Source organism: Albidovulum litorale, from assembly GCF_025751495.1.
In the GTDB taxonomy this organism is placed as follows: domain Bacteria; phylum Pseudomonadota; class Alphaproteobacteria; order Rhodobacterales; family Rhodobacteraceae; genus Albidovulum; species Albidovulum litorale.
Genome location: NZ_JAOWKZ010000001.1, coordinates 55,480 through 76,771, shown reverse-complemented (window position 1 = coordinate 76,771; position 21,292 = coordinate 55,480). Strand labels below are relative to the sequence as shown.

Below are 21,292 nucleotides of genomic sequence, written 5' to 3'. Positions count from 1 at the left end.
TGTCGCTATCTTCGGAAAGCGTGCGATCACACTCTCCCTGTCACGATTCGAATTCAGGTAAGGATGGTGCCCGAGGCGAGACTCGAACTCGCACGCCTTGCGGCGGCGGATTTTGAATCCGCTGCGTCTACCATTCCGCCACTCGGGCACGCACGGCGCGGTCTAGCCTGCCTATGCGCGTCTGACAAGCGCTTTGAGCAGTTTCAAAGCCGGTCGGTGGAGAACGTGTCACAGGCATCGATGTTACCCGACTTGTAACCCGTGGCGAACCAGCGCTGACGCTGCTCCGATGTGCCATGGGTAAAGGTATGGGGCATCGGCCGCTGCCCGGCATTGCGCTGCAGCGTATCGTCGCCGATTTGCTTGGCGGCATTCATCGCCTCGGCGATGTCGCCTTTTTCGATACTGCCGAAACGGGCGCCGGCGTGACGGGCCCAGACACCCGAGAAGCAATCGGCCTGAAGCTCAATCCTGACCGAGATCGCGTTTGACTGTGCCTGGCTTGCCTGCTGACGGATCTTGTTGGCTTCGCCGAGAATTCCAAGCTCGTCCTGAACGTGATGTGCGATTTCATGGGCGACAACATAGGCCGCGGCAAAGTCACCCTTTGCCCCAAGCTTGCGACCAAGCGTGACGAAGAAATCAGTGTCGAGGTAAGCCTTCTTGTCGATCGGGCAATAGAACGGCCCCGTTGCGCCGGACGCACCGCCGCACGGCGATCGCGTCGCCCCTTTGAAAAGCACGAGCGTCGCTGGTTCATACCGCTGACCCAGTTCCTGACGAAAGATGTCGGCCCAGATCTCTTCGGTATCGGCCAATGTGACCGAGACGAATTCACCGGCCTGACGATCCGCCTCGGTGATCTCGCCGCCGCCTGCCCCAGAGGTGCCGGGATCGTTCAGAAGCGGCGTCACGTCGATACCGAGGAAATAGCCGATGGCCAGAACAGCGATAAGACCGCCGAGGCCGAGTCCGCCTGCCGCGCGCCCCCCACTCATTCGCCGCCGGTCTTCGATATTGCTGCTGCCGCGCCGTCCACGCCATTTCATCGTCAATACCCCGCAGGAAACGATACTGCTGATGCGCAACGATAGCGTGCGGCCAACGGTTCCGAAAGCATGCGTCTTGCTTGACGGCGCGTCGTTGCCATGGCCTAAGGTGCGCAGGCAGTTTCAGGGCAGGCAGAATGATCCGAGCTTTGTATGACTGGACGATCCGCCTGGCGGATCATCCGAGGTCGCTTTGGGCGCTTGGCGCGGTGTCTTTCGTTGAAAGCTCGTTCTTTCCGATTCCGCCCGATGTCCTGATGATCCCGATGATCATTGCGCGCCCGTCGCGGGCCTGGCTGATCGCAACCGTTGCACTTGTGACATCGGTTCTTGGCGGGTTGTTCGGCTATTTCATTGGCGCGGTCCTGTGGGATGCCGTGGGGCAACCGATCCTTGAGTTCTATGGCAAGACGGACGCCGCCGCCGTCTTCGCCGAAAGGTTTAACCACTACGGTGCCTGGGCAGTGCTGATCGCGGGCATCACGCCCTTCCCCTTCAAGGTCATCACCATCGTTTCCGGCTGGACCGGATTGTCGCTGCCGGTTTTCGTCATCTCGGCCATCGTCGCCCGCGGGTTTCGGTTCTTCATCGTCGCGGCGCTTTTGTGGAAATTCGGCGCACCGATCCGTGATTTCATCGAACGGCGCCTTGGCCTTATGTTCACGTTGTTCATGGTGCTGCTGATCGGCGGCTTTGCTTTGGTGAAATACCTGTGACCCGGACCCGACTTTGCCTCTTAGCCGCCGCTGGCTCCGCCGCCCTCCTGCTGGGAGCGTTTTTCTTTCAGTGGCTGGGTTATGCGCCTTGCAAGCTCTGCTTGTGGCAGCGTTGGCCGCACGGCGCCGCAGTTGTTATCGGCGGTATCGCGCTCTTTTCCGGATGGCGATGGCTGCCGTTTGCGGGGGCCGCGGCGGCCACGCTGACGGGAGTGATCGGTATCTATCACACCGGTGTCGAGCAAGGCTGGTGGGAAGGTCCCACGACCTGCACGTCAGGCGGTGATCTGTCCGGATCGGCCGAAGATCTGCTAAACCAGATCATGGAGGCCCCGCTTATCCGCTGCGACGAGATTGCCTGGGCCTTTGCCGGACTGTCGATGGCGACGTGGAATGCGATCCTTTCCTTCGCACTCGCTGCGATCTGGATCGCGGCCGCCCGCAGGGCGAACGATTTTTAGAAAAATCGTCCCGGATTTCGTGACGAAATCCGGTGCCCCTTACCTCCGCCCCGCCCGTCTGGTCGTCAGCAGCAGGCTCGTCTCGCTGCCCGTGACACCGTCATAATTGCGCACCTTGGCCAATACGGCGTCGAGTTCTTCCAACGTCCGGGTGCCGATCTCGGCGATCAGATCCCAGCGCCCGTTCGTCGAATGCACGGCCGTCACCTCGGGTAAGCCAACCAACCGGGCGGTGATCCTTTCGGTCCCCCTACCCTCGATGGAGATCATCATCAGGCCCCGCACCGGCATCGCGCTGACGTCGCCACGGGTGACGACGGTGAATCCTTGAATTTCACCGCGACGCTGCAGTCGTTCCATCCGTGTGGTCACGGTTCCCCGCGCCAAGCCAAGTTGCGCAGCAAGGTCCGAGAGAGATGCCCTTCCGTCGCGCCGGAGGGCGGCAATCAGGGCCTGATCGGTTTCGTCCAGATCGTTCAATGAGGTTATCACTTTGTTCAAAGGTCTGTGCATCACGATCATAACATCTCTTTTCACTGACGCAATCTGGCAGAAAACTGTCGGATAACCGATTCCTGACGAATGGACCAACCTCATGAAATCGACCTGCATCCTGATCGGCGCTCCGATCGATACCGGCCAGAAGCGCGAAGGCTGCCTGATGGGGCCTGCCGCATACCGTGTGGCGGGGCTCGCCCGCAGCCTCGAAGAGCTTGGCCATCCGGTGATTGACCGCGGCGATGTCGCGTTGCCCGCCCTTTCGCCGGTAACGTGCAAGAACCCGGCAGTTCATCATCTGGCCGAGACAATCGGCTGGACCTCGGCGCTCGCGCAAGCAGCCGAGGCCGCGATGTCCGAAGGACTGCCGATCTTCCTTGGTGGCGATCATTCGCTGTCGCTTGGTTCTGTCGCTGGTGCCGCCGCCTATGCCGCGAAGGCCAGACGGCCGCTGTTCGTCCTCTGGCTGGATGCGCACAGCGACTATCACACGCCGCTGACAACACAATCCGGCAACCTTCACGGCACGCCAGTGGCCTATATCGCGGGGCGTGAGGGGTTCGACGCCTTCCCCCCCTTCCCGGCCCCGGTCCCGGCTGAACGAATCTGCCTTTACGGCATCCGCTCGGTTGACCGGGCCGAACATGCCGGGCTTCTGGAAACCGACATGACCGTCTGCGACATGCGCGTGCTGGATGAACGCGGCATCGTTGCCCCCCTGCGCGAATTTCTTGACAAGGTGCGCGCCGAAAACGGCCTGCTGCATGTCTCGCTCGATGTCGATTTCCTCGACCCCGATATCGCACCAGCCGTCGGCACCACCGTTCCGGGCGGCACCACCTTCCGTGAGGCGCATCTGGTGATGGAGCATCTGCACGAAAGCGGGCTTGTCACCTCGCTCGACCTGGTCGAGCTTAACCCCTTCCTCGATGAACGCGGGCGGACTGCGAAACTGATGGTGGAGCTTGTCGGCTCCCTCATGGGCCGCAAGGTCTTCGACCGCCCGACACGGAGTTTCGGATAATGTCCCTCAATATCGTTCCTTTTGTCAGCGTCGATAACATGATGAAGCTGGTTCTTCATCTAGGCCCCGAACGCGTGATGACCGAGATCGCCGCCTATATCGAGGCCGATTTCAAACGCTGGGAGAGCTTCGACAAGACCCCGCGCGTGGCCTCACATTCCGACGTCGGCGTGATCGAACTCATGCCCACCTCGGATGGTGAGATGTATGGGTTCAAATACGTGAACGGCCATCCGAAGAACACCAAGGAAGGGTTGCAGACCGTCACCGCCTTCGGCCTTCTGGCCGAAGTGGATACCGGTTACCCGATCCTCCTGACCGAGATGACGATCCTGACGGCGCTCCGCACCGCCGCCATGTCGGCGCTCGCGGCCAAGCATCTCGCGCCGAAGGGCGCAACCACGATGGCGATGATCGGCAACGGCGCGCAGGCTGAATTTCAGGCCCTGGCCTTCAAGGCGATCTGTGGTGTCAGCCACGTACGGCTCTACGACCTCGACCCTACCGCCACCGCCAAATGCAGCCGCAACCTTGCTGGCTCCGGCCTTCAGGTCACGTCCTGCAAAAGCGCGGAAGAGGCGATGGAGGGCGCGGGCATCATCACCACCTGCACCGCCGACAAGCAGCTCGCGACGATCCTGACCGACAACATGGTCGGCAGCGGCGTCCATATCAACGCGGTCGGCGGCGACTGCCCTGGCAAGACCGAACTGCACAAGGACATCCTGCTGCGATCGCAGATCTTCGTAGAATACCCGCCCCAGACGAGGATCGAAGGCGAGATCCAGCAACTGGACCCCGACCATCCGGTCACAGAACTCTGGCAGGTTATGACCGGCGCCGCCACGGGGCGCAGTGACCCGCGCCAGATCACGCTCTTCGATTCAGTCGGCTTCGCAATCGAGGATTTCTCGGCCCTGCGCTACATCCACGACCAGTTGGAGACCCTGCCCTACAGCGAACCGCTGGACATGATCGCTGATCCCGACGATCCACGCGATCTTTACGGCATGCTGCTCCGCGCGCAGGCAAAAGCAGCGTGATTTCATTTTCTGTCGAAAAATACTCTGGTGGTGGGGGGCTGGCCCCCGCTCCTGCCCTTGCGCCCTGCAAGAACTGGCGATAATTCCCGGCCATGACACATGCGCATCAACGTCTTCTGATCATCGACTTCGGCTCTCAGGTCACGCAGCTCATCGCGCGGCGACTTCGCGAGTTGAACGTCTATTGCGAGATTCATCCCTATAACCGGGTGGATGAGGCCTTTCTGAAGGATTTCGGCCCGAAGGCCGTGATCTTCTCCGGTGGCCCTTCCTCGGTCTTCGCCGAGGGCGCGCCGATGCCGCCCGAAGGTGTCTTTGATCTCGGCGTTCCGATCCTCGGCATATGTTACGGCCAGCAGGTGATGATGCACTGCCTTGGCGGCAAGGTGGAACGCGGCCACGGCACTGCCGAGTTTGGCCGCGCCTATGTGACCCCGAAGGACGCGAAGCTGCCGCTGCTCAACGGCTGGTTCGATGAGGGCCGCGAGCAGGTCTGGATGAGCCATGGCGATCATGTATCGAAGATCGCGCCGGGCTTTGAGGTCTACGGCACCTCGCCGAACGCGCCCTTCGCCATTACTGCCGATGTGTCGCGCAATTTCTACGCCGTGCAGTTCCATCCCGAAGTTCACCACACGCCCAAGGGCGCGAAGCTTTACGAAAACTTCGTGCGGCTCGCGGGCTTCACCGGCGACTGGACGATGGCCTCCTACAAGGACGACGCAATTGAAAAGATCCGCGCACAGGTTGGTGACAAGCGTGTGATCTGCGGCCTTTCGGGCGGGGTCGATTCATCCGTCGCCGCGATCCTCATCCATGAAGCCATCGGTGACCAGCTCACATGCGTCTTCGTCGATCATGGGCTTCTGCGCCTCAACGAGGCCGAAGAAGTCGTGACCATGTTCCGAGACAACTACAATATTCCGCTGGTTCACGCCGATGAGGCCGACCTCTTCCTCGGCGCGCTCGAAGGGGTCAGCGACCCCGAGGTCAAACGCAAGACCATTGGCAAGCTCTTCATCGACGTTTTCCAGCGCGAGGCGGGCAAGATCGAAGGCGCAGAGTTCCTGGCGCAGGGCACTCTTTATCCGGACGTGATAGAAAGTGTCAGCTTCTCGGGCGGGCCATCGGTCACAATCAAGTCGCACCACAATGTCGGCGGTCTGCCCGAAAAGATGGGGCTAAAGCTCGTTGAGCCACTGCGTGAACTCTTCAAGGATGAGGTCCGCGCATTGGGCCGCGAGCTTGGCCTGCCCGACAAGTTCATCGGCCGCCATCCCTTCCCCGGCCCCGGCCTCGCGATCCGCTGCCCGGGCGAGATCACCAAGGAAAAGCTCGACATTCTGCGGCAGGCCGATGCGGTCTATATCGACCAGATCCGCAAGCATGGGCTTTATGACGAGATCTGGCAGGCCTTCGCCGCGATCCTGCCTCTGAAGACCGTGGGCGTGATGGGCGACGGGCGCACCTATGACTATGCTCTGTCGCTGCGGGCCGTGACCAGCGTCGACGGCATGACCGCCGACTATTACCCCTTCACCCATGACTTCCTCGGCGAAACCGCAACACGGATCATCAATGAGGTGCAGGGGGTGAACCGGGTCATGTACGACGTCACCTCGAAGCCGCCCGGCACGATCGAAATGGAGTGACGGGCGGAAACCGGCATGTGTTAATCCTGTTGTCAGGGCTATCGCCCCTGTTTACGGTTTCCCATGCCCCGACTTTATCTTTCCGGTTTCCTGATCTGTCGAACGCTCGAAGAGGCTGACCGCGTCTCCGAGCATCTGCCGGATCATATCCGGCTTACCCGTGCCGAACCCGGCTGCCTGCGCTTCGAGGTTTTGCGGTCACATGCCGATCCCGTCAGATTTGCCGTAAGCGAGGCTTTTACCGACCGCGCTGCGTTTGAGGCGCATCAGGCCCGTGCCTCCGAAACGATTTGGGCAAAGGTGACGAAGGGTATTCCGCGCGAATACGAGATCAGGGAAGAAACCGACTAACTGCCGAGGATCGCCCGGACATAGCCCTTGGTTTCGCGGTAGGGCGGCACGCCGCCATATTTCTCCACCGCTTCCGGCCCGGCATTATAAGCCGCCAGCGCCAGTTTCCAGTCGCCGAACCGGTCATACATCATCCGCAGATACCGTGCCCCGCCGTTCAGATTGTCATGCGGGTCGTTCATGTTGACACCCATGCGCCGCGCTGTCGCGGGCATGAGCTGCGCCAGACCTGTCGCCCCTTTGTGCGAGACCGCTTTCGGGTTCCAGCCGGATTCCTGCTGGACAAGTCGCAGGAACAGATTCTCGGGTATGCCATGGCGTTGTGCGGCGGCCTTGGCTGCGTCGAGATAGAGCCCGCGGTAGCGACCGGAATAGTTCGGAATTGCCGCGGCGACCTCGATCGACTTTCCGTTCGGCGTAAGCCGCCCGGAGGACGAATACTGCGACGCGGCCCGCGTATCGAGGATCTGGGTCTGCTTGCGGAACATTGCCAGTCGCGAAGTCGTCGGCGCACCGGGTTTGACGAAGGTCAATCCTTCCGCCCTTGCAATGCCATCGCCCGCACAAAGGCCCGCGACGGCCAGCACTGCCAGCGTGATCTTGCGCATCAGCCCCTCGTCCACCTTTCAGCCGGCGCGACTATACCGAAAAAACCGCTTCTGGCCAGTCCTTACAGTGTCGCACCGTCTATGCGCGCGGAGATTGGGTGGCGGTGGTGAGCAATTCGCCGCCAAGAATTTCCTCGATCAGGAGATTGATCAGGTCGCCTCGCCCGCTTACCCCCGCCTTGCGGTAAATCGAATTGAGATGGGTTTTGACGGTCCCTTCGGCCGATCCGCGCATCTGCGCGATCTTGGCGATCGAACAGCCCTTGATGGTGAAACTGGCCACATCGGCTTCGGCCGGGGTCAGGCGCCAGTCCTCGAAATAGCCTTCCATGACTTCATGAAGCGCGCCGGAGGCCACGGACAACGCTCTGTCGGCATGCGCCTGACGGCGCAGCAGACGCACCAGATATGCACCCTCAAAAATGACGCCGGCCAACAGGCCCAGATTGGCAAGAACCTCCATCGCGAAATGCGGACGTAGGAGTTCGGCCCTTGGTTCCTCAAAGAAATCGATAATCAGATCGCCAAGAAAGAAGGCGACGCAAAACCCCTGAACGAGCATCAAAAGAATGATCGCCGCGCCCTTGGTTCGCGCCGGTGCGGGTGCCTTCGTCATCCGTTTTCCCCTGCTTACGGAATATTCTTGTATCCGGTCAGCATTGATTTCGGAAGATTGATCCCAAGCCTGCGGCTTTCGAAGACGACTGCGGCAATGTGGGCAACCACAGAAAACTCAGCCCAACTGACGGCGATTTCGTGGGCTTCCTCGACCCAGCCCACACCGAAAAAGGCGAGGGTGGTCATCATGTAGCCGCTGACCCCGATCACGATCATTGACGCCAGCAGGTTGTAGATCATCAAAGCGCCGAGCGGCGAGTGACCTTTATGGATGTGTCTGCGCCCGGTCGCCATTTCGCTGAGCTGTCCAAGAGAGGCCGGTACCGAAGGCGGAAAATCGGAAAAACGGGCATGGCGTGTACCGACGAAGCCCCAGAGGATGCGCACCGCGACTAGCCCCAGTATGGACAGGCCAATCACCTCGTGCGCTTTGCCCTCCGGGTCATTGAACAGGGCATTGGCAGTGAAACCTGCCACCAAGGACCAGTGGAATATCCGCACCAGCGGGTCCCAGACACGAACTGCTGCCATCATAGTGCCTCCTGCAACTTCGCCGGGCGGCGGCATTACGCCGCCCGGACTGCCTTGATCAGCTTTCTTCCTTGGTCTTCACGACTTTCAGGTCGGCATCGAGATAGAGCTCGTACATCTTGCCGTCCTTCACCGCATAGACCTCGATCATGCCGTCCTCGCTGTCGATCTTGCGCACTTCGTAGCCATCGGCCGTGAGCTGTTCGGTGATCTTGGCCTGCGTTACAGCATCGGGGGTGTCGCTGGCCGCTGAAGGAAGCGCGAGGCCGAGGCCGACGATGGCGGCAAGGGCGGTGGAGGTAAGTCTGGACATGGTCAACTCCTGTCACAGCCGCAGCGGGGGTGCCGCGACTTGCATGAGTAAGCTGGACTGCGGAATACCTTGTGGCCATTGAACCGAAGGCAGATAAACCATCTGCTGCGGCTCCTCTAACCAGAGTTATACGCGATAATCCGCCGGACCCCTCCCCAACCTATTAACGCTTTCTTAGCCATGAACGCTTTTCTTGGCGGTCGTCGAATGGTCTAACGGGGCAAACGAGAATCGCGGAGGAGGAACCCAGCATGGCGGGATCGGTGAATAAGGTCATTCTGATCGGAAATCTCGGGGCCGACCCCGAGGTTCGCGACTTTCCGAGCGGCGGAAAGGTCTGCAACCTGCGCGTCGCCACATCCGAAACCTGGCGCGATCGCAATTCCGGTGAACGCCGCGAACGGACCGAATGGCACCGTGTCGCGATCTATAATGAAAACCTCGTGCGGATCGCTCAGCAATACCTGAAAAAGGGCTCTAAGGTTTATCTTGAAGGTCAGTTGGAAACCCGCAAATGGCAGGATCAGTCAGGACAGGACCGGTATACCACGGAGATATCCTTGCGCCCTTATCGCGGCGAGCTGACGCTGCTGGACGGCCGTGATGGCGGAAGCGGCGGTAGCTACGATGATGATCGTGGCGGTTACGGCGGCGGATCGTCGGGTGGCTATGGCGGCGGCGGTCAGGGCGGCGGCTACGGTGGCGGATCGTCGGGAGGCGGCGGCAGCAGCCGGGCTGATCTCGACGACGAAATTCCTTTCTGATTGCCTGAAATGGACAGACACGACCGAGGGTGCGGCCATCTGGCTGCGCCGTTTGTGTCTGGAGGATAAGGATGCCACCATCATGGAAAAGGTCGAGATGCAGAGCTAATACTGCGTCGTAGATGAGTATGGATCGTAGGGTGGGTTTGAACCCAGCTTCTCTACCGGTTCATCGCCCTCGCAGCGCCTCTTCCAGCACCGACAGCACCACATCGCCGGGAACGTCGGACGTAACAAAAGCCTCGCCGATCCCACGGGCAAGGATGAAGCGCAGCTTGCCGTCCACGACTTTCTTGTCTTGCCCCATGAGCGCGACCAGCGCCTCTGCCCCCGGCAGATCCCCTGGAATATCGGCAAGATCGACCTTCATCCCCATCGCCTTCAGATGCGCCCGGACCCGGCTCGGCGCTTCCTGACTGCAGAGCCCCAGCCGCTGGCTTAGTTCAAAGGCCAAGGCGCAGCCGATCGCCACCCCTTCGCCATGCAACAGCCGGTCGGAATAGCCGGTCGCCTTTTCGAGGGCATGACAGAAGGTATGGCCTAGATTCAAAAGCGCGCGGTCGCCCTGCTCGGTCTCGTCCCGTTCGACGATGCGCGCCTTCATTTCGACCGACCGGCGCACCGCATATTGCCGTGCGCCGATATCACCTGCCGCAAGTGCGGGACCGTTCACCTCTAGCCAGTCGAAGAAAGCAGCGTCACCCAGCAACCCGTACTTCACCACTTCGCCGTAGCCCGAAAGGAAATCGCGGACCGGAAGCGTGCCCAGCACATCAATGTCGGCCAGAACCAGCGAGGGCTGGTGAAACGCGCCGATCAGGTTCTTGCCATGGATGGAGTTGATGCCGGTCTTGCCGCCCACGGAACTGTCGACCTGCGCCAGAAGCGACGTCGGAATCTGCACGAAGCGCACACCCCGGCGCAGGACCGCCGCCGCGAAACCCGCCAGATCGCCGATGACCCCACCGCCGAGCGCGATGACGATATCCCGACGCTCCACCTTCTCGGCCAGAAGCCAGTCGACGGCACGGGAAAACTGTTCCCACCCCTTCGTCGCCTCTCCGGCAGGCAGGGCGAGCGCGGTCATCGACACATGGCCAAGCCCCGCACGCAGGCTGTCGAGATGCAGGGACGAGACCGTTTCATCTGTCAGAACGGCAACACGACGGCGCGCCAGAAGGGGCGCAATCTCTTCCCCAGCCCGCGCGATAAGGCCCGTGCCGATGCGCACGTCATAGCTGCGGCTTCCCAGCGCCACATGCACCGTTTCCCGTTCCGTCTTCATTCCAACTCCAATACGTCCTGCCGTTCGGCCAGAGCGGCGATGACCTTGCGCGCCATGTCCTCGACCGAATAGTCGGGATGCGCCTCGACCACGATACCGGCCTCGGCATAGATTGGACTGCGCGCCTCCAGCAATGTGGCGAGGGTCTTTTTCGGATCGGAGGTGCGCAAGAGCGGCCGGGTATTCTTGTGCTTGACCCTTTGCCAAAGCAGTTCCAGATCAGCCTTCAGCCAGACCGCCACCCCACGCCTGGCGATGGCCGCGCGGTTGCCTTCAGCCAAAAATGCCCCACCGCCTGTCGACAGGATGCAAGGCGAGCCTGACAGCAACCGGTTCAGAACCTCGGATTCGCGGGCCCGGAAGAATGGCTCGCCGTCGCGGGCGAAGATTTCTGCCACGGTCATGTTCGCGGCGCGCTCGATTTCCTCGTCGGAGTCAAGAAAGGGAACCTCAAGCAGCCGCGCGAGGGCGTTTCCCACCGCAGTCTTGCCGGCCCCCATCATACCGATCAGAACGACAGTCTTTTTCAGGCGCCTTACCACGTTACACTTCCATTCCTGCCCGACGCACGCATGCACTAACGGATGCACCAGTGGCATGCTTCTGCCCAGTGCGAAACTTTCTGCCCTGAATGGCGTGAACTCGCCGAAAATGCCATATATAATCCGCGTATCCGTGCCGGTCAGTGAATTATGGGCCGGATGGGCAGAACGAACAGGGGCGACGGGCAGGCACGCGGGCAGCCCCCGACAACGACAGAAAACAAACGACGGCAGGACCAAATGCTCCGACTTCTGAAGCTGATCATCTTCTTGGCACTCGTCGCCTTCATCGGCCTGACGGGTTACGCCTACCTTGGCGACATGACACCCGACCGCGCCGAGATCAGCGAACCGGTTGAGTTGAATGTGGTCAAGTAGAGCCGGACTTCTTGCGCTGCTGCTATTTGGCGGCGCGACGGCGCTTGGTGCCGAAACCCATGACAGACCGCCTTTGTCGGCGATCGACTGGTTGTCGAAATCAGTGACCGGGCCGGCGGCGTCACTGCCGTCTACGACCAACGAACCCGCCGTTGCTATCGGCGCGGCGCCGCGCCCGATCACGGTCGCACCGATCGACGGGCTTTCGCTGGATGGTCTCGGCCTACTTTCGGTGTCGAAGACTGGTCTGCCGCGCGACCTCTGGGGCACGACTTCGTCAATCGATCTGGCCCGCATGATCCGGGCCGAGCGGATCGACACGCTGCCCGCGATCCAGTCACTGCTTTACACGTTACTACTGGCCGAGGTCGCTCCGCCGGCGGACTCGGATGGTCAGGGCGCGATTTTCCTGGCCCGTGTCGACAAGCTTCTAGATCTCGGTGCGCTAGATCCTGCTCTGGCACTCTTGGAGATGATCGAGAACCCGCAGCCGGAGCCCTTTCGGCGCTGGTTCGACGTGGCGCTTCTGACCGGCGAGGAAGACCGCGCCTGCGAGATGATGCGTGAGAACCCGCAGATCGCACCGACTTTTCCCGCTCGGGTCTTCTGTCTCGCACGGGGTGGTGACTGGAACGCGGCTGCGCTGTCGCTTCGTACCGGTGAGACGCTTGGCTATGTTGACGATGACATGGCGCGGTTGCTTGAGCGTTTTCTTGACCCGGAACTTGGCGACGGAGAGCCCGACCTGCCGATGCCGACGCGCCCTTCGCCGCTGGTTCTGCGGCTTATGGAGGCGATCGGCCAGCCCCTTCCAACGACCACCCTGCCTGTTGCCTTCGCACAATCCGACCTCCGCTCGAATTCAGGCTGGAAAACCCGACTTGAAGCCGCTGAGCGGTTGGCGAAGAACGGCGCGATCTCTCCCGCTCAACTTTGGGAGTTGTACAACGAACGGAAACCTGCTGCGTCAGGTGGCGTCTGGGATCGGGTCAGCGCGGTGCAGGACCTCTCCCGCGCACTGGACCGTCAGGACAAAGCCGCGGTGGCCGGCATTCTTCCGGTCATCTGGCGTCATATTCAGGCCCTGGAAATCGAGGTATCCTTTGCCAGCGAATACGGCCAGAAATTAGTCGACATGGGGCTTGAGGGCGAGGCCGGAGCGCTTGCCTTTCACATCGGCCTCCTGTCGGAAAACTACGAAAATGTTGCGCGACGCCGGACTTCCGATCATCCGCTGGACCGTTTCCTGGTCGGTCTCGCAACAGGATCGGTTGCCGGTCTAGATGCGCCTGACCAGATGGGGTCCGCGGTCAAGCTGGCCTTTAGTCAGGGCGTTCGTCCTTCGGCGAATTATTCCATGTTGCTCTCGGAAAAACGGCTGGGCGAGGCGCTGATATTGGCCATCGACCAGATTACCGAAGGCGCGCGCGGCGATTTGCGGGATGTCACCGACGGTCTGGTGCTTCTGCGTCATGTCGGGTTGGAAAGCACGGCGCGGCGGGCCGCGATCGAACTCATGCTTCTGGATCGGCGAGGCTAGCAATGGCCGGAATGGAAAGCTGGATTTCCGCCTTTCTCGACGCTCAAGCCGCCGAGTTGGGCGCGGCGCAGAACACGCTTCTCGGCTATGGTCGCGACCTTAAGGATTTCGCAGGCTGGCTGACGCGGCGTGGGCGAAGTTTTGAAAACGCCGAACGCGCCGACATCGAAGCTTATCTGGTTTCCTGTGATGCCGAAGGCCTGTCGCGGGCAACCCGTGCGCGTCGCCTGTCATCTATCCGACAACTCTTCCGTTTCGCCTATGAAGATGGCAGGCGCGCCGAAAATCCCGCGATCCAGATCACCGGGCCGGGCCGCGCCAAGAGCCTGCCAAAGATTCTGACCGAAGCCGAGGTCGAAGCACTTCTTGAAGCGACACGCAACTCCGGCCGCAATCCGGTCGAACAAGTACGCAATACCTGCCTGATGGAGTTGCTTTATGCCACGGGCATGCGGGTAAGCGAACTTGTGGGCCTGCCTGTCGCTGCCGCGCGTGGGGATCCGCGGATGTTGCTCGTCAGGGGCAAGGGCGGCAAGGAACGCATGGTGCCGCTTTCGACGCCGGCGCGCAACGCGCTTGCGGCGTGGCTGATCCTCCGCGATGAGGCTGAGGATTTGGCACGCCGCGAGGCGGGAACACCGCCGGGAAAGCACCTTTTCCCGGCGCGGGGCCGCGCGGGACACATGACGCGGCAGGCGTTCCACGGGCTTTTGAAGGATATCGCCATGTCGGCCGGTGTCGCGCCCGCACGGGTAACGCCGCATGTTCTGCGCCACGCGTTTGCGACCCATCTGCTTGCCGGAGGCGCCGACCTGCGTGCCATCCAGACCATGCTGGGCCATGCCGATATCTCGACGACCGAGATCTATACTCATGTGCTGGACGAACGCCTGAAAACCCTCGTTCTCGACCATCACCCGCTTGCCCGCGATGCCGAGTGACGCACAAACCGGGCCGGTTTGGCGCCAATCGACATAACACCTCCTGCCACGCATCTTGCAGCCTCGTCGTCGCGCCCCCATAACGGGTGCAACCAAAGGGAAATTCAAGAATGACCTCCGACGTGATCCTCGATAGCAGTTTCTGGCTGACAGCCGGGGCGATCCTCGTCCTGTTGCTCTTGTCGGCCTTCTTCTCGGGCTCCGAGACCGCGTTGACCGCGGCGTCGCGCGGCAAGCTTCGGGCGCAGGCCGACAAGGGCAATCGAGGCGCCGATGCCGCCCTGGGCGTCAAGGAAGACAGCGAAAAGCTGATCGGTGCGATCCTTCTGGGAAATAACGTCGCCAATATTTTGTCGGCCGCCCTTGCGACCGCGCTCTTTTCACGGCTCTTTGGCGCGAATGGCGTCGCCGTGGCGACGCTCGTGATGACGGCGCTCGTCCTCGTCTTTGCCGAGGTCTTGCCGAAAACCTACGCGATCACCGCGCCTGAGACCGCAGCATCCCGCGTTGCGCGACCGATCCGGCTTCTGATCCTCGTTCTCAGCCCCGTCGTGACGCTCGTGCGGGGCATTGTCCGGGCCCTCCTGATGCTCTTTGGCGTCCGTACAGATCCTGACAGCCACATCCTGTCGTTCCGCGACGAGATCGTCGGCGCACTGGCCATCGGTCATTCCGAAGGGGCGGTGCACAAAGAGGCGCGAGACCGCCTACTCGGCGCGCTCGACCTCAATGACCGAACCGTCGAAGAGATCATGCTCCACCGCAGCCAGATCATGATGATCGACGCCGATGCTGGGTCGGAACGCATCCTTTCAACCGTGCTTGCCTCACCCCACACCCGCCTGCCGCTTTACAAGGGCGAACGCGAAAACATCGTCGGTGTCATCCATTCAAAAGACCTGCTTCGCGCTGTCGAGAAGACGGTGCGCGGTGAAGACGGCAATCTGTCCTCGGTCCGTGACCTCGACATTATGTCCGTCGCGAAGCCCGCCTATTTCGTGCCCGAGACGACGCCGCTTGATGAACAGATGCGTGAGTTCCTGAAGCGCCGCACCCATTTCGCGCTCGTGGTCGATGAATACGGCGACCTGCGCGGGCTGCTCACGCTCGAGGACATCATCGAGGAGATCGTCGGCGAGATCACCGACGAGTTCGACATCGACGCCGAGCATCCGCTGAAAATGACCGAAGCTGGCGACTGCATTATCGACGGCGCAATGACGATCCGCGACCTCAATCGCGCGACGGACTGGTCGCTACCCGATGACGAGGCCAACACGATCGCCGGTCTCGTCATTCACGAGGCGCAGATGATCCCTGCCGAGGGGCAGGTCTTTTCCTTCCACGGTTTCAGATTCGAGGTCCTGACCCGCAAGGAGAACCGCATCACGCGGCTGAAGATCCGGCCGCTATAGGCGGGTGCGGCTTGGGAAATATGTGAGATCTGTCTATGCGCCGTGACTTCAGAAAAGGAACGACGCCGCGCGCATGTTATCGGGCACCGGCACGCCGAGGCGTTTGAGGATTGTCGGGGCAAGCTGACATTGTTCCAGAAGGGCATCGGGAGCCGGCCCCTCAGCCGAACCGAAGTAATAGAGCGCAAAGTCGCGTTGCATGTCCTCTGCACCTCCATGATGGCCGCGTTTTGACTGACCGTGATCGGCGGTGACGATCACCTCGTACCCGGCGTCCCGCCAGCGGCTAATATAGGGCGCAAGCTGCCCATCAAGTTTGAAGCAGGCCAGATCCATCTGGATACAGTCATGGGTGAAGCGGTGGCCCATGCTGTCGAGCGTGCAGGTGTGGAGCATACCGTAATCGATGCCATGCCGCTCGGCCAGCATGGTCAGCGTGGCGAAAAGGTCCGCATCGCAGGGCGTCATCTGGTTGTCGTGGCCGTAACCGGTCATCGTGTGAAAGCGGCCATGGCTGATCGGGCTTTGGCCCGGTTCGTCATATTCGATGTCGCGCACGGGGTCGAACGGGGACCGGTTGAAGAACTCCGACCAGAAGCTGTGGGCTACAGCACCGGTCTTGCCGCCCGCCTTCGTGACTTCCGAAAAAATGTCTGGCTCGGCAACGCGGAAGATCGACTCGTTTGAAGTGACTTCGTGAACCTGCGGTGTCACCCCGGTATGGATCGAGGCATAGCAGGAGGCCGAGGTCGAGGGCAGGACCGAACGCATGCGCCAGACCCGCGCGTCGCCTTCCTCCACCCAGCCTTCGAGATTGCCGAAGAACCCGCGCCAGTTGTCATAGGGCACGCCGTCAATGATGATTAGGAGGAGTTTGTTTTTCATATCAGAACCGGGATGGAATCAGCGATGGTCGCGCGGCACACGCTCTGTCAGGTCGCGGTCGAAGACAAGCCGGTCATCTTCCCACGCCTCCAGCCGGGCCGTTAGGTGGAAGTCGGTTTCATCCGACCACATCGCGCAGGTGGCTTCGGTTCTGAGCCGGACCCCGTCCCGCTCCACCACCTCGGTCCAATGCGTTTCTCCCCGCGCCGAGAGGGGATCGTCAGGATGAATGTCCCAGCGTTCCCGCGCGAGCGAACCGGTGATCAACCCGTGATCGAGGTTTTCCGCTTCGCCGAAATCGTCCTCGATGATCAGGCTGACGATGCCGGTCTGCCGGTCGGTCTCGTTGCGCCTGACATGGCTTCCCGCGCGGATCGTCCGCTGGCGCAGGGGTGCGGCGCCCTCTGGCGGTGGAAAGGTAACCTCATCCCCCTGCCCGCCCGGCCGCACGGGAAGATCCAGCGCGCCACCGGTCAGCGTCAGTGTCGTACGCTCTGGTGCGGGCCAGATCATTGGCCAATAGGACGACGATACGGAAAGGCGGAGCCGGTGCCCGTCCGGCAAGCGGTAGGCGATATGATCGAGGGTTAATGCAACCTCAATCTCTTGCCCCGGTTCGAGCGGCTCGGGATGCTCCATCGACCGTGCACGGTTGAGGTTAAGCACCCCCCATGTGATCCGCGTCGACGCCCCGTCGGGATGCAGGTGACAAAGCCGAACCGCAATCTGCGCAACGGGTTTGTCCGACGACAGGCGTAACCGCACAATGGGTGCCCCGACGATATCGCTCGCCTTGATCGGCGCGCTGTCGAAACAGGCCGACAAGGCATCGTCGCGGCGCTGATCGCCGGGCATCTCGGGCCCAAGCCAGATCGCACAATATTCGCCTCCTTCGGCCCCGCAATCCTCAGGGCTGGCCACGGTTGTCCTGAATGCGCCAGCCTTGCCCAGGCATCCCGGGCCAAGCGGCAATGTCTGCATCCGGATATTCGGCGCGGGCCACGACGGCTCGGCGATCCAACGCCCGGGCCGGTTGTCGTACCACGCGGCGGGTCGCACCCCGTCCATCAGATAAAGCCGCATCGCCGGGTCATCCTCGGCCCCGGTCGCCTCATCCTTCAGCCAGCGGTTCCACCAACGCAGGGCTTCCTGCAGGAAGCCGATACGCGGTTCGGGCACCGCGAAATGCGGGTATTTGTGCACCCATGGCCCGACGATGCCTTTCACGGGTGCGACGACGTTCCCGACAAGGGCGGGTACTGCGTTCTTGTAGGCATCTCCCCAGCCACCGACCGCAAGCACGGCGGCCTTGATGGCCGAAAAATCCTCGCACACGGATCCGTGTTTCCAATAGGCATCGCGGTTCTGGTGCCTGAGCCACAGAGTGGGCAGAAAGGGCTCGGCCTCCAGCCGCTCGCGCCACATCTGGAACCAGCCCTGCCGTAGCGCGGGATCGGGCGGGCGTGAGGAAAAGGCCCACATCGTCGCACCCCATCCTAGGTTTTCGTTCAAAAGGCAGCCGCCCTTGTAGTGGATATCGTCGGCGAAGCGGTCGACGGTCGAGCAGAGCGTGATGATCGCCTTCAAGGGTTCAGGTGCGAGCGCCGCAACCTGAAGTGAGTTGAACCCGCCCCAGCTGATCCCCATCATGCCGACCCGACCGTTCGACCAGCCCTGTGCGGCGATCCATTCGATCACCTCAACCGCATCGGCCAGTTCCTGCGGGCTGTATTCATCCGACATCAGCCCCTCACTGTCGCCGTTGCCGCGCATGTCGACGCGCAGGCAGGCGACCCCGTGACCTGCGAACCATGGATGGGTCAGCGCATCTCGCACCGTGGTTCCGTCGCGCTTGCGGTAGGGAAGATATTCGAGAACCGCCGGAAAGGGCCCGGCGCCTTCCGGCATCCAGACCCGCGCCGAAAGCCGCGTGCCATCGGAAAGGACGATGCCCAGATCAGGTTCTTCTCTTACGGCATAGGGATAAACGGTTGTCGTTGTCATTTCTCCTCCCTTTCTGGTCATCCTTGCGGTTTTCCCGCGCAACCGCCACGCCGGTCGCGGCATGTGGATGCCGTTTTCGGGCGCGACCCTTGGCACGAGGAATGCAAGCTTGCGCGCAACCAAACCCGCCAAGGAGAACACCGCATGGCCGACCGTCCCAACATCCTCATCCTGATGGTCGATCAGCTGAATGGCACGCTCTTTCCCGATGGTCCGGCCGACTGGCTGCACGCGCCCACGCTGAAGGCGCTGGCCGCCCGGTCGGTGCGGTTTCAGAACGCCTATACCGGCTCGCCGCTCTGCGCGCCGGGCCGCGCCTCGTTCATGTCAGGCCAACTGCCCTCGCGCACGCGGGTCTATGACAACGCGGCTGAGTTCGCCTCCGACATCCCGACCTACGCCCATCACCTGCGTCGGGCGGGTTACCAGACCTGCCTCTCGGGCAAGATGCATTTTGTCGGCCCCGACCAGTTACACGGCTTCGAGGAGCGGCTGACGACAGACATCTACCCCGCCGATTTTGGCTGGACTCCGGATTACCGCAAGCCGGGCGAACGGATCGACTGGTGGTATCACAATATGGGGTCCGTCACCGGCGCGGGCGTGGCCGAGATCAGCAACCAGATGGAATATGACGATGAGGTTGCCTACAACGCTACCGCCAAGGTCTACGACCTCGCTCGTGGGCTTGACGACCGGCCGTGGTGCCTGACCGTCAGCTTTACCCATCCGCACGACCCTTACGTCGCGCGCAAGAAGTACTGGGACCTTTATGAGGATTGCGAACACCTGCTGCCTGAGATCCCGGCCATGGCCTATGAGGATCACGACCCTCATTCAAAACGCATCTTCGACGCCAATGACTGGCGCAATTTCAATATCACCGAAGACGACATCCGCCGTTCGCGCCGCGCCTATTTCGCCAACATCTCCTATCTCGACGACAAGATCGCGGGGATACTCGAGGCGCTGGAAGCCACCCGGCAGGAGGCGGTGATCCTCTTCGTCTCCGACCATGGCGACATGCTGGGAGAACGGGGGCTGTGGTTCAAGATGAACTTTTACGAAGGCTCGGCCCGCGTACCCCTGATGATCGCAGCGCCCGGGTTGGCACCGCAGCGCATCGACGCGCCGGTCTCCACCATCGACGTGACGCCGACGCTTTGCGATCTGGCCGGGGTAAGCATGGATGAGGTCATGCCGTGGACTGATGGCGAAAGCCTGCTGCCCGTGGCCAGGGGCACCGAGCGCACCGCCCCTGTGATGATCGAATACGCCGCGGAGGCTTCCTACGCGCCTTTGGTCTCGCTGCGCTACGGCAAATGGAAATACAACCGCTGCGCACTCGACCCCGATCAACTTTTCGACCTTGACGCCGATCCGCACGAACTGACCAACCTTGCCACCGAACCCGCCCATGCCGGAACGCTGGCCTCTCTGCGGGCAAAATCAGAAGCCCGCTGGGACCTCGCCCGCTTCGACGCCGAGGTGCGGCAAAGTCAGGCGCGGCGCTGGGTGGTCTATGAGGCGCTCAGAAACGGCGACTACTTTCCGTGGGATTACCAGCCGCTGCAGAAAGCGTCTGAACGTTACATGCGCAACCATATGGACCTGAATGTACTTGAGGAAAGCAAACGCTTCCCGCGCGGAGAATAACCCGACTTGATCTTGGACAAGGAACGCCCCTGCGTGCCATGCTTTCCTGTGGCCATTCTAACAGGAAAGGGCGCCATATGTTGGAGATCACCCCGGCCTCGGTCGTTCAGGTCATCTTTCTGGCACGCGAGGGGGCAATCGCCGAGGCGCAACTGCGCGATTTCATTGCCGGTCTCAACGAGGACGACAAGGCGGAACTGACCGCGATCGCTTGGATCGGACGCGGCAGCTTCGAGGCCGAGGATCTGGCCGAGGCGGTGGATACTGCCCGGGCCGAGGCCACGATCCCGACGGAGGACTACCTGATGGGCATGCCCCATCTGGCCGAAAACCTCGAAGCGGGACTGGAGGCCTTGGATATAGACGTGACGGGTGAGGAAGAGGACCTGCTCTGACCCTTGTGAAACGGCCGGATGCACCCGATATATTCCGAAACCGGAATGAGAGGCAGAGATGTCCGAGAGCCTGAAGCTATCCTGTTCCGCCTGCGGGCAGATGAACCGTTTTCCCGGCGGGCGGCTGAACGAGGCGCCCAAATGCGCCGTGTGCGGCGCCGGACTTGTCACCGGCAAGGTGTCCGAGCTTGATCTTGCGATGCATGACAAAGCCACGCGCGGCGACGATCTGCCGATACTGATCGATTATTGGGCACCGTGGTGCGGACCCTGCCGCATGATGGCGCCGGAGTTCGCCAAGGCGGCCCAGTCGCTGAAAGGCCGGGTGCGGTTCGCCAAGATCAACACGCAGGATTTTCCCGCCGTATCCCAACGGCTTGGCATCCGCGGCATCCCGCTTCTGATCCTCTGGCACCAGGGCCGCGAACTGGCCCGCCTTCCCGGCGCCCGACCCGCGTCCGAAATCGAGACATTTGCCCGATCCCATACTGCGACATCGGTCTAACGCGGGCAAAGTCAAGCACAGTTACGGTTTTAGGCGTCATGCCTGAAGCCAACGTGGCCAAAACAGCTCACCGCTATTTAGACCATCTGGACCGGACCCAAAGGAAGCCTTGCGACGC

Annotated in this window: 24 protein-coding genes and 1 tRNA gene; 14 read left to right on the top strand and 11 right to left on the bottom strand. The window is 61.6% G+C overall.

Translation table 11 applies throughout. The annotated features are described in order from the left end of the window. Positions 1–64: 64 nt before the first annotated feature. Together OEZ71_RS00345 and ypfJ are read right to left on the bottom strand one after the other, a co-directional pair. A tRNA-Leu gene (locus OEZ71_RS00345) sits at positions 65–148 on the bottom strand. 55 nt (positions 149–203) lie between these two features. Continuing rightward, positions 204–1,049 (bottom strand): KPN_02809 family neutral zinc metallopeptidase, encoded by an 846-nt coding sequence (gene ypfJ, locus OEZ71_RS00340; protein WP_263737943.1) that lies wholly within the window; start codon positions 1,047–1,049, stop codon positions 204–206. Between the two features lie 137 nt (positions 1,050–1,186). Between ypfJ and OEZ71_RS00335 the strand changes: the two genes are divergently transcribed. Together OEZ71_RS00335 and OEZ71_RS00330 are read left to right on the top strand one after the other, a co-directional pair. Beyond that, positions 1,187–1,765, top strand: coding sequence for a YqaA family protein (locus OEZ71_RS00335; protein WP_263737942.1), 579 nt, complete (start codon positions 1,187–1,189; stop codon positions 1,763–1,765). Next, the gene (locus OEZ71_RS00330) at positions 1,762–2,226 is read left to right on the top strand and encodes a disulfide bond formation protein B (protein ID WP_263737941.1); all 465 of its coding nucleotides are present in this window, start codon (positions 1,762–1,764) and stop codon (positions 2,224–2,226) included. The genes OEZ71_RS00335 and OEZ71_RS00330 overlap by 4 nt, the downstream gene beginning before the upstream one ends. Positions 2,227–2,265: 39 nt before the next feature. Here OEZ71_RS00330 and OEZ71_RS00325 read toward each other — a convergent pair whose 3' ends face one another. Beyond that, entirely contained in the window at positions 2,266–2,697 is a 432-nt protein-coding gene (locus OEZ71_RS00325; protein WP_263738963.1) for an Lrp/AsnC family transcriptional regulator, read from the bottom strand. 124 nt (positions 2,698–2,821) lie between these two features. Between OEZ71_RS00325 and rocF the strand changes: the two genes are divergently transcribed. From rocF to OEZ71_RS00305, 4 genes are all read left to right on the top strand, one after another. Then, positions 2,822–3,748: an arginase gene (rocF, locus tag OEZ71_RS00320; protein WP_263737940.1), complete on the top strand. Its 927-nt coding sequence runs from the start codon at positions 2,822–2,824 to the stop codon at positions 3,746–3,748. Then, positions 3,748–4,791 carry an ornithine cyclodeaminase gene (locus OEZ71_RS00315; protein ID WP_263737939.1) on the top strand — a complete coding sequence of 348 codons (1,044 nt, stop codon included), beginning with the start codon at positions 3,748–3,750 and terminating at the stop codon, positions 4,789–4,791. Before rocF ends, OEZ71_RS00315 begins: the two co-directional genes overlap by 1 nt. Positions 4,792–4,883: 92 nt before the next feature. Beyond that, positions 4,884–6,443, top strand: coding sequence for a glutamine-hydrolyzing GMP synthase (gene guaA, locus OEZ71_RS00310; RefSeq protein ID WP_263737938.1), 1,560 nt, complete (start codon positions 4,884–4,886; stop codon positions 6,441–6,443). A gap of 63 nt (positions 6,444–6,506) precedes the next feature. Beyond that, positions 6,507–6,794 carry a putative quinol monooxygenase gene (locus OEZ71_RS00305; protein ID WP_263737937.1) on the top strand — a complete coding sequence of 96 codons (288 nt, stop codon included), beginning with the start codon at positions 6,507–6,509 and terminating at the stop codon, positions 6,792–6,794. Here the strand turns inward: OEZ71_RS00305 and OEZ71_RS00300 are convergent. The 4 genes from OEZ71_RS00300 to OEZ71_RS00285 all read right to left on the bottom strand — a co-directional run bounded on the left by OEZ71_RS00300 (position 6,791) and on the right by OEZ71_RS00285 (position 8,864). After that, positions 6,791–7,402 carry a lytic transglycosylase domain-containing protein gene (locus tag OEZ71_RS00300; protein WP_263737936.1) on the bottom strand — a complete coding sequence of 204 codons (612 nt, stop codon included), beginning with the start codon at positions 7,400–7,402 and terminating at the stop codon, positions 6,791–6,793. The genes OEZ71_RS00305 and OEZ71_RS00300 overlap by 4 nt on opposite strands. A 79-nt stretch (positions 7,403–7,481) precedes the next feature. Further along, positions 7,482–8,018: a helix-turn-helix transcriptional regulator gene (locus OEZ71_RS00295; RefSeq protein ID WP_263737935.1), complete on the bottom strand. Its 537-nt coding sequence runs from the start codon at positions 8,016–8,018 to the stop codon at positions 7,482–7,484. Positions 8,019–8,032: 14 nt separating this feature from the next. Beyond that, the gene (locus OEZ71_RS00290; RefSeq protein ID WP_263737934.1) at positions 8,033–8,551 is read right to left on the bottom strand and encodes a cytochrome b/b6 domain-containing protein; all 519 of its coding nucleotides are present in this window, start codon (positions 8,549–8,551) and stop codon (positions 8,033–8,035) included. Positions 8,552–8,609: 58 nt separating this feature from the next. Then, a complete protein-coding gene (locus tag OEZ71_RS00285) occupies positions 8,610–8,864 on the bottom strand; it encodes a PepSY domain-containing protein (RefSeq protein WP_263737933.1) in 255 nt (84 codons plus the stop codon). Between the two features lie 251 nt (positions 8,865–9,115). Between OEZ71_RS00285 and ssb the strand changes: the two genes are divergently transcribed. Beyond that, the gene (ssb, locus tag OEZ71_RS00280) at positions 9,116–9,628 is read left to right on the top strand and encodes a single-stranded DNA-binding protein (RefSeq protein WP_263737932.1); all 513 of its coding nucleotides are present in this window, start codon (positions 9,116–9,118) and stop codon (positions 9,626–9,628) included. A 169-nt stretch (positions 9,629–9,797) separates the two neighbouring features. Here ssb and aroB read toward each other — a convergent pair whose 3' ends face one another. After that, positions 9,798–10,913 (bottom strand): 3-dehydroquinate synthase, encoded by a 1,116-nt coding sequence (gene aroB, locus OEZ71_RS00275; protein ID WP_263737931.1) that lies wholly within the window; start codon positions 10,911–10,913, stop codon positions 9,798–9,800. After that, positions 10,910–11,455 carry a shikimate kinase gene (locus OEZ71_RS00270; protein WP_263737930.1) on the bottom strand — a complete coding sequence of 182 codons (546 nt, stop codon included), beginning with the start codon at positions 11,453–11,455 and terminating at the stop codon, positions 10,910–10,912. The genes aroB and OEZ71_RS00270 overlap by 4 nt, the downstream gene beginning before the upstream one ends. Positions 11,456–11,695: 240 nt before the next feature. Here OEZ71_RS00270 and OEZ71_RS00265 point away from each other — a divergent pair, with 240 nt between their 5' ends. The 4 genes from OEZ71_RS00265 to OEZ71_RS00250 all read left to right on the top strand — a co-directional run bounded on the left by OEZ71_RS00265 (position 11,696) and on the right by OEZ71_RS00250 (position 15,729). Then, positions 11,696–11,833, top strand: a complete 138-nt coding sequence (locus OEZ71_RS00265) for a hypothetical protein (protein WP_263737929.1) — start codon at positions 11,696–11,698, stop codon at positions 11,831–11,833. Continuing rightward, positions 11,820–13,373 carry a hypothetical protein gene (locus tag OEZ71_RS00260; RefSeq protein ID WP_263737928.1) on the top strand — a complete coding sequence of 518 codons (1,554 nt, stop codon included), beginning with the start codon at positions 11,820–11,822 and terminating at the stop codon, positions 13,371–13,373. The genes OEZ71_RS00265 and OEZ71_RS00260 overlap by 14 nt, the downstream gene beginning before the upstream one ends. Positions 13,374–13,375: 2 nt before the next feature. Beyond that, positions 13,376–14,314, top strand: coding sequence for a site-specific tyrosine recombinase XerD (locus OEZ71_RS00255; protein ID WP_263737927.1), 939 nt, complete (start codon positions 13,376–13,378; stop codon positions 14,312–14,314). 110 nt (positions 14,315–14,424) lie between these two features. Beyond that, positions 14,425–15,729 carry an HlyC/CorC family transporter gene (locus OEZ71_RS00250; protein ID WP_263737926.1) on the top strand — a complete coding sequence of 435 codons (1,305 nt, stop codon included), beginning with the start codon at positions 14,425–14,427 and terminating at the stop codon, positions 15,727–15,729. A gap of 48 nt (positions 15,730–15,777) precedes the next feature. Here the strand turns inward: OEZ71_RS00250 and OEZ71_RS00245 are convergent, their stop codons facing one another. Beyond that, positions 15,778–16,614 carry an alkaline phosphatase family protein gene (locus tag OEZ71_RS00245; protein ID WP_263737925.1) on the bottom strand — a complete coding sequence of 279 codons (837 nt, stop codon included), beginning with the start codon at positions 16,612–16,614 and terminating at the stop codon, positions 15,778–15,780. A gap of 18 nt (positions 16,615–16,632) precedes the next feature. Further along, positions 16,633–18,618, bottom strand: coding sequence for a CocE/NonD family hydrolase (locus OEZ71_RS00240; RefSeq protein ID WP_263737924.1), 1,986 nt, complete (start codon positions 18,616–18,618; stop codon positions 16,633–16,635). A gap of 144 nt (positions 18,619–18,762) precedes the next feature. On the opposite strand from OEZ71_RS00240, the gene betC reads away from it, so the two are divergent. The 3 genes from betC to OEZ71_RS00225 all read left to right on the top strand — a co-directional run bounded on the left by betC (position 18,763) and on the right by OEZ71_RS00225 (position 21,174). After that, positions 18,763–20,274 carry a choline-sulfatase gene (gene betC, locus OEZ71_RS00235; RefSeq protein WP_263737923.1) on the top strand — a complete coding sequence of 504 codons (1,512 nt, stop codon included), beginning with the start codon at positions 18,763–18,765 and terminating at the stop codon, positions 20,272–20,274. A 77-nt stretch (positions 20,275–20,351) separates the two neighbouring features. Beyond that, positions 20,352–20,669, top strand: a complete 318-nt coding sequence (locus tag OEZ71_RS00230) for a DUF3775 domain-containing protein (protein WP_263737922.1) — start codon at positions 20,352–20,354, stop codon at positions 20,667–20,669. A gap of 58 nt (positions 20,670–20,727) precedes the next feature. Next, positions 20,728–21,174 (top strand): thioredoxin domain-containing protein, encoded by a 447-nt coding sequence (locus OEZ71_RS00225; RefSeq protein WP_263737921.1) that lies wholly within the window; start codon positions 20,728–20,730, stop codon positions 21,172–21,174. Positions 21,175–21,292 lie beyond the last annotated feature (118 nt).